At 62.0% G+C, this 6,760-nt stretch carries 2 protein-coding genes and 1 pseudogene; all 3 read right to left on the bottom strand.

The annotated features are described in order from the left end of the window. Positions 1-20: 20 nt before the first annotated feature. Positions 21-1,469 carry an amino acid adenylation domain-containing protein gene (locus tag PSTU_RS0100020; RefSeq protein ID WP_019338997.1) on the bottom strand — a complete coding sequence of 483 codons (1,449 nt, stop codon included), beginning with the start codon at positions 1,467-1,469 and terminating at the stop codon, positions 21-23. Continuing rightward, the gene (locus PSTU_RS0100015; protein ID WP_019338996.1) at positions 1,466-6,043 is read right to left on the bottom strand and encodes a non-ribosomal peptide synthetase; all 4,578 of its coding nucleotides are present in this window, start codon (positions 6,041-6,043) and stop codon (positions 1,466-1,468) included. The genes PSTU_RS0100020 and PSTU_RS0100015 overlap by 4 nt, the downstream gene beginning before the upstream one ends. A gap of 18 nt (positions 6,044-6,061) precedes the next feature. Beyond that, a pseudogene (dhbA, locus tag PSTU_RS20225) lies at positions 6,062-6,688 on the bottom strand (2,3-dihydro-2,3-dihydroxybenzoate dehydrogenase); the annotation flags it as partial. Between the last annotated feature and the right edge of the window lie 72 nt (positions 6,689-6,760).

Below are 6,760 nucleotides of genomic sequence, written 5' to 3'. Positions count from 1 at the left end.
CCCGGGGTTGCGCCTACCGATCAGGCCGGTTCAGGCAGTCGCTTGCGGTCGATCTTGCCGCTCGGTGTTTTCGGCAGCGACTCCAACAGGACGATGCGACTCGGAATCATGTAGTGCGGCAGGCTCAGGTGCAGTGCTCGGCGAATCTGAACCCGACCGGGCGCATCATCGCCGCGCACTTCCACGTAACCGACCAGGTACGCCTCGTCCCCTTCACCCAGCAACCGCACCGCAGCATCCTGAACGCCTTCGATGCGCCGCAGATTGGCTTCGATTTCGCCAAGTTCGATTCGAAAGCCGCGCAGCTTGATCTGATCGTCACGGCGTCCGAGATACTGGAATTCATCATCAGCAATGCGGCGAACCCGATCCCCGGTACGGTACAGACGCCGCCCTTGCCAGCTGATGAAGGCCTGCTCGCTCAGGTCGCTGCGTTGCCAGTAGCCCTGTGCCAGGGACACCCCTTCGATACACAGCTCACCCTCGCCGCCCGGCCCGACTTCGTTGCCGCTTTCGTTGAGTACCCAGTGGCGGTAGCCATCGAGTGACTGGCTTAGCCGCACGCTGTGGCCGGCCAATGGCTGTTCGACCTGCGCCATCATTGACCAGACTGTCGCCTCGGTGGGGCCATAGCAGTTCCAGAGCTGCCCCGCCAATTCACTGAGCTGCGCCGCAAGCGTAGCGTCCAGGGTTTCACCACCACAGAGCGCGATCAGCCCTTCACGACCTTGCCATCCCGCTTTGAGCAGCATTCGCCAGAACGCGGGTGTTGCCTGCAGGGTGTTCAGGTCAGGCCGGCTATCGAGCAATTGCAGCAGCGCTACCGGATCCTTGTGAGATGGCGCGCAGACCACTTCGACATAGCCGCCCATCCACAGCGGCCCGAGCATCTCAAGCAAAGAAATATCGAAGGCCGGCGTGGTGGTAAACAACCAACGCGTGTCAGGGCCAACCCCGACACGACGGGTCGCTGCGTCTAGAAAGTTGCTTAACGCCGCCCGCTCAATCACGACGCCCTTGGGTTTTCCGGTGGAGCCAGAGGTGAACATCATGTAGGCGGGCAACCCGTCATCGAGATTCGACGGCTCCGGCATCTCTGCCAAGCCGGGCCTCAGGCGCAACGAAGGTGTCAGCGAGCGCGACGGCTGCTCATCCTGAACGACGACGTGCAGCTGCGCGTCGTCGGCTATGCCTTGCAGACGGTCAAGTGGAAACTCAGGCTCGAGGGGCACAAAGCACAGGCCTTCGTGCAGGCACGCAAGGAGCGCAGCGATCAGATCCGGGCCTCGGGCGAGGTGCAGCCCGATGCGATCACCGGCAGTCAGGCCCGCCTCGCGCAATTGCAAGACAATGGCCGCAACCCGAGACTGCAACTCGGCATAGGTGAAGCTGACACCGAGGCATCCGAGCGCTGGCCGCTCAGCGTGGTCGACAAAGACGTGGGTGAGATGCGCGTTCAGCGGCGTCATAGCGGCTCTCCCCCCAGTGCAGCCAGGCTTTGCAGATTCGCCCGCAACAACTGCAACAAACGGGTGCCCAGGTCCGAGCGCAAACTGCCGATCTGCCGTAAGGTCAGCAGGCCATCAAATACACCACCATGCAGGCTAATCAGTTCTGCTGACAGGTTGCCAGCACCGCTCGGATTGCCCGGTGGCAACGGCAATGGCTGCCAGTCGCCTGCCCCGCTCTGGTAATTGCCCAGGTAATTCAGCGCGACGGCGGGCAACGGAAGGCAGTCACGATGCGCCGGATTGCTGCGCAGCGGCAGATAGCCAACGCCCTTGTCCGGCACCTGGCGCAACTGGTCGGCGGCATGCAGAACCAGCGCGGGCCAGTCCGCCTGGTTATGCACCCTGACCGGGAACATGCTGGTGAACCAGCCCACCGTGCGGCTGACATCCAACGCGGCATCAATCGGTTCGCGGCCGTGACCTTCCAGCATGATCAATTGCTGCTCGCCGAGCCCCAGTTCCACCAGCGTTCGGGTCAGCGCAGCCAGCAGCAACTCGCGGACGTCGACGTTAAATCGTTTGGTCGTATTCTGAGTCAATCGCCGGGTGGCGGCTTCGCCCAGCTGCAACAGTTGCGGCTCGGATCGCTCACTGGAGGACCATTCGAGAGGGAACGGTTGATTTCCAGGCGCCTCGCCCATCGCACCAACCTGCTCACGCCAGTACGGCAGCTGCGCTTCGGCACGTACGGCATAGGCAGCGAGACCCTCGCCCCATTGTCGGTAGCTGCTGGTCTTGTCCGGCAACGCATCGCCGCGGGTTAGCCGCTGCAGATCTTCAACCAGAATGCGCCATGACACCGCGTCGATGACCAGATGATGAAACGCAATAAACAGCCCTCGCTGGCCGTTCGACAAGTTCTCTATGACGGCCCAGGCGAGCGTTCGAGCGCTGGCCGGATCAAGGTGGGATTGCAGCTCGGTTAGCGCATGTTGTAACCCCGGCTCGCCCAGCTTCGCAGCATCCAGTTGGCCAGGCTCGGGTAAGGGCAGGAAATCTCGATAACACTGGCCAGACGGAATGACGATCAGCCGCAGCGCATCGTGATGCGCCAACAACTGCCGCATGTAATCCATCAGCTGGAGCTGACTCACCTTGGCCGGCAGGCTTAGCACGACGCCTTGGTTCCAATGCTGGGGGTGAGCGAAGGGCTGCTCAAAGAACCATTGCTGGATTGGCTGCAAAGGGAAATCACCGGTCAGCAGACCTTGCTCGGCGCGGATCGCCTGGTTTTCGCGTGGCCCTTCGAGCACACGGCACAGCCGGCGCACGGTCTTTGCCTCGAATACCTCTTTGACGCTACAGGCGTAGCCGGCATCGCGCAGACGTGTAGCCAGCTGGATGCTCAGGATCGAATCGCCGCCCAACCGGAAGAAATCGCTTTCTACGCCCAGCGGCTGCTCCAGCACAGCCTGCCAGATCTCCCGCACCTGTCGCTCCAGATCGCTAGCGGGCGGCACCAGCTGTTCAGCTTCGGCCAGCTCAACCGTTGGCAGCAGCCCCTGATCCAGTTTGCCGTTGGCCGTAAGCGGCATCTTGTCGAGGATGATCAGACGCTGAGGCACCATGTATTCAGGCAGTCGATTGGCTGCCGCCTGCAATACTGCGTCTGGCTCGGGTGCCGCTCCGCCAGCGATTACCGTGGCGTAGGCCACCAGCGCCTGACGTGTGCCCTGACTGACGACCAAGACCTTTACTTCCTGCAGGCTTGAGCAACTGGCGTGCAGTTGAGCTTCGATCTCCCCCGGCTCGATGCGGTAGCCGCGCAGTTTGATCTGCGCATCCAGACGACCCAGGTACTCGTACTCACCGCAAGGCAACAGCCGCGCGCGGTCTCCGGTGTGATACATCCGAACCTTCACCCCGGCGAAATCATGCTCACGAAAAGCCTCAGCGGTGCGCTCCGGCTGGTTGAGGTAACCACGAGCCAGCCCCAGCCCAGCCAGGCAGAGCTCACCCGGAACACCAACCGGGCACACCGCGCCGTGCCGATCGAGAATCACCGCCTGCATGCCGTCAATAGGTTGGCCGATGGTCCGGCGAGTGCCTGCCGCGAGCGTCTTGGTCAGCGCCGTAACAGTGGCTTCGGTCGGGCCATACATGTCGATCAGCCGGAACTGGGATGCCCACCGCTGCGGAATCGCAGGCGGGCAAGCCTCCCCACCAAACCCCACCGCTTTCATCGCCGGCAATGGCCGCTCCGGCAGCGTCGCGAGCAACGCCGTCGCGAAAATCATGTGTGTGGTTTCGGTCCGCTCGATCTCATCCAGCAGGCCCTCACCGGGATCGGCCCAGAGCAGGCAAGCACCGTGAACCAACGGCACCAGCGCACACATGTTGCCGGCATCGAACGACAAGGACATGCAGTCCAGCATTCGATCTCCCGGCGCGACATCGAGCCGCCGACCATGATCGAGTAGCAGGTTGACCAGTGATCCCTGTTCGATCATCACGCCCTTCGGCAGGCCGGTCGAACCGGAGGTGTAGATCACCTGAGCGAGTCGTTGCGGGTCGTGCTGGAGTGGCGGCGCGCATGGCGACTGGGCGTCCAGCTGCGTCTGGGTTTCATGGCTATCTAGATCGACCCAATGCATACCGGGCTCCAGCTCGAACGGCGCCGCGCCCTGCCCGATAACCAGCTGCAAATTAGCGTCCCGCATGATGTGGTTGAGGCGCTGCTGGGGATAGTTCGGGTCCAGCGGGACATAGGCCGCGCCGGTTTTCCAGCAGGCGAGCACCGCGACCGCAAAGGCGTTTTCGCGCCGCGCCAGGACACCGATCAGGTCGCCCGGCGCGCTGCCCTGAACCTGCAACCAGTTGGCAAGCCGGTTTGCGCGGGCATTCAACTCCGCATAACTGACATAACCTTCCCCCTGCCGCAGCGCCGGACGATCTGGATGCAGCCGAGCCATGTCGCTGAACAGCGAAAGCGCGGTCAGTCTTTCGGGAAACGTCGCGGGCAACATCGACAGGCGCTCAGCGGTCTGCTCCAGCAATAAAGGATCGTGCATGGGCAGCTGCCAGATGTCCTGCTCTGGCGCATCGACCACAGCCTTCAACATGTTCAGCAGGAGGCTCGCATAGCCTTCGATGCTGCTGCGATCGAACAGCGCCGTCGCGTAAAGCCAATCGACTCGTACCGAATCCACAAGCTCGGTGACCTTGACCGAAATATCGGTCTTGGCAGGCAGTACCGGCGAGGTCTCCTCCACCGCGTCGCAGCCGGGGATCAGGTCATTGAAATCAACCCGTGCCTGGTACACCAGCATGATTTGGAAGATCGGGTTGATCGCTGTGTGACGGTCCATGCCCAGTGCTTCGCTCAGGCCCTCGAACCGATAGAGTTGGTGATCGAACGCCTGGAGGTCGTCAGTGCGGCACTGTTGCAAATAATCGACAAAGCTTTGCTGCTCGGGAAGCTGCGTGCGCAACACCAGCGTATTGACGAAGAAACCTACCAAAGGCTCGATATCGGCCCGCTCGCGGTACGCCAATGGGGTGCCTATGACGATGTCGCGCTCACCGGAATGGCGCGCCAGCAGCAGCGCGAACAGCGCATGCAGGCCGATGAAGGGCGAAGTGTTGTGTTGCTGGCACAGCCCTTTGAAGCGATCCCAGAGCGTATTGTCGATGGTCGAGAACACCACTTCGCCACCGCTGGCCGGTTGGGCGGGCCGTGATTTGTCCAACGGTAGGCTGTGTACCTCTGGGATGCCCGCCAGGCGTTCGACCCAGAAGGGTTTGAATTCCTCGTGATAGTCCCGGAATAAGCGCGAGTTGAACCAGCGTGCATAGTCGATGTAGGTCAGCGCGGGCTCGTTCCAAATCAGGGGCTCACGATTCTGGTAAGCCAGAAACGCAATCTTCAGGTCAGCGAACATGTTCTTCACCGACCAGCCATCCGAAATGATGTGGTGCTGGTTGATCATCAACACGTGCTCGCGCTCGCCTAGCTCCAGCAGCGTGACGCGCATCAGCTGCCCGCTGGTGATGTCGAATGGTCGCTCGATCTCTTCGCGCACCCGCTGCGCCACCCGCTCCTCAATCGCCTGCGGCTCGAGATGGCTAAGATCTTCCCGCGCCAGGCGGAACCCGGTGTGCGGCAATATCTCCTGCTCGCCGCGGCCCTCGGCGCTGCGCTGGAAGCGCGTGCGCAAACTGGCGTGACGGGCGATCAGCGCATCGAACGCGAACTCCAGCGCCGCCACGTCCAGCGCGCCCGTCAGGCGGAAAAATACGGGCATGTTGTACAGGTGCGAATCCTGCTCGTACTGCTCGATGAACCAAAGCCCGCTCTGCGATGACGACAGCGGGCCGACGCTGAGGTGTTGCGGCGCGATCGGTGCATCGAATGCGCGTTGAGCCCTCAGGCATTCGATGATGGCGTCGCGATTGTCACGTATCTGCTGCCCGAGCGCGGGGGTTACGGCCTCTTTGCTCGACTGCGAAACCAGCTGCTGCTGATCGTTGAGCGCAAGCTGCACCCCCTGCTGAGCTAGGCGCTTCAGCAGGCCGATTATGTTCTTTTGCATCTGCTACCTCTCGGAGTCTCAGGCCGCCAGGGTGGCGCCGCCATCGACGACGATGTCCTGCAGGGTGATGTGGCTCGCCAGGTCTGATGCGAGGAACAGCACGGTGCGGGCTACCTCTTCTGGCGTGGCGATCTTGCGCAGCGGAATGCCCAGCTTGTACTGCTCCGGGAAGCCCTCGATGGTCCGTTCCCGCGCATCCTCGCTGTGCCACATGCCACGTTGCATGGCGGTATCGGTAGACCCCGGCGAGACCAGATTGCAGCGCACGCAGTGCTCGGCCAGCTCCAGGCCCGCTGTTCGGATCAGGCTGGTAAGTGCAACCTTGGACGCGCTGTACGCAGCCATCTGCATGCGCGGAACGTGGGTCGCATTGCTGCTCACCGCCACCACCGCTCCGCTGCCTTGCGCCTTGAAACGCGGGATCAGTTCACGCAGCAGATAAAAAGGGCCGGACACGTTGACGCGCATCGAATCGTCCCAGTCAGCCGAACTCAGCTCCTCGATAGCCCCGAGCCGCAAGATGCCGGCCACACTTGCGAAGACATCAACCCGTTGTTGCCCATCCAGCAGCTCATTGCACGCGTGGCGCACCGCGTCCGCGTCACCTACATCTAGGAGGTAAGTAGTGAAGCCGTAATCACTGTCTAGTCCTGAAATAGGTTTACACCGTTTCGGCTAAATTTGAGGTATTCAGAACGCCCGATGCACCGCATCGGG

The sequence above is a fragment of the Stutzerimonas stutzeri SDM-LAC genome, assembly GCF_000235745.1.
Classification (GTDB): domain Bacteria; phylum Pseudomonadota; class Gammaproteobacteria; order Pseudomonadales; family Pseudomonadaceae; genus Stutzerimonas; species Stutzerimonas stutzeri_H.
This window is presented reverse-complemented; position numbering and strand designations above follow the sequence as displayed.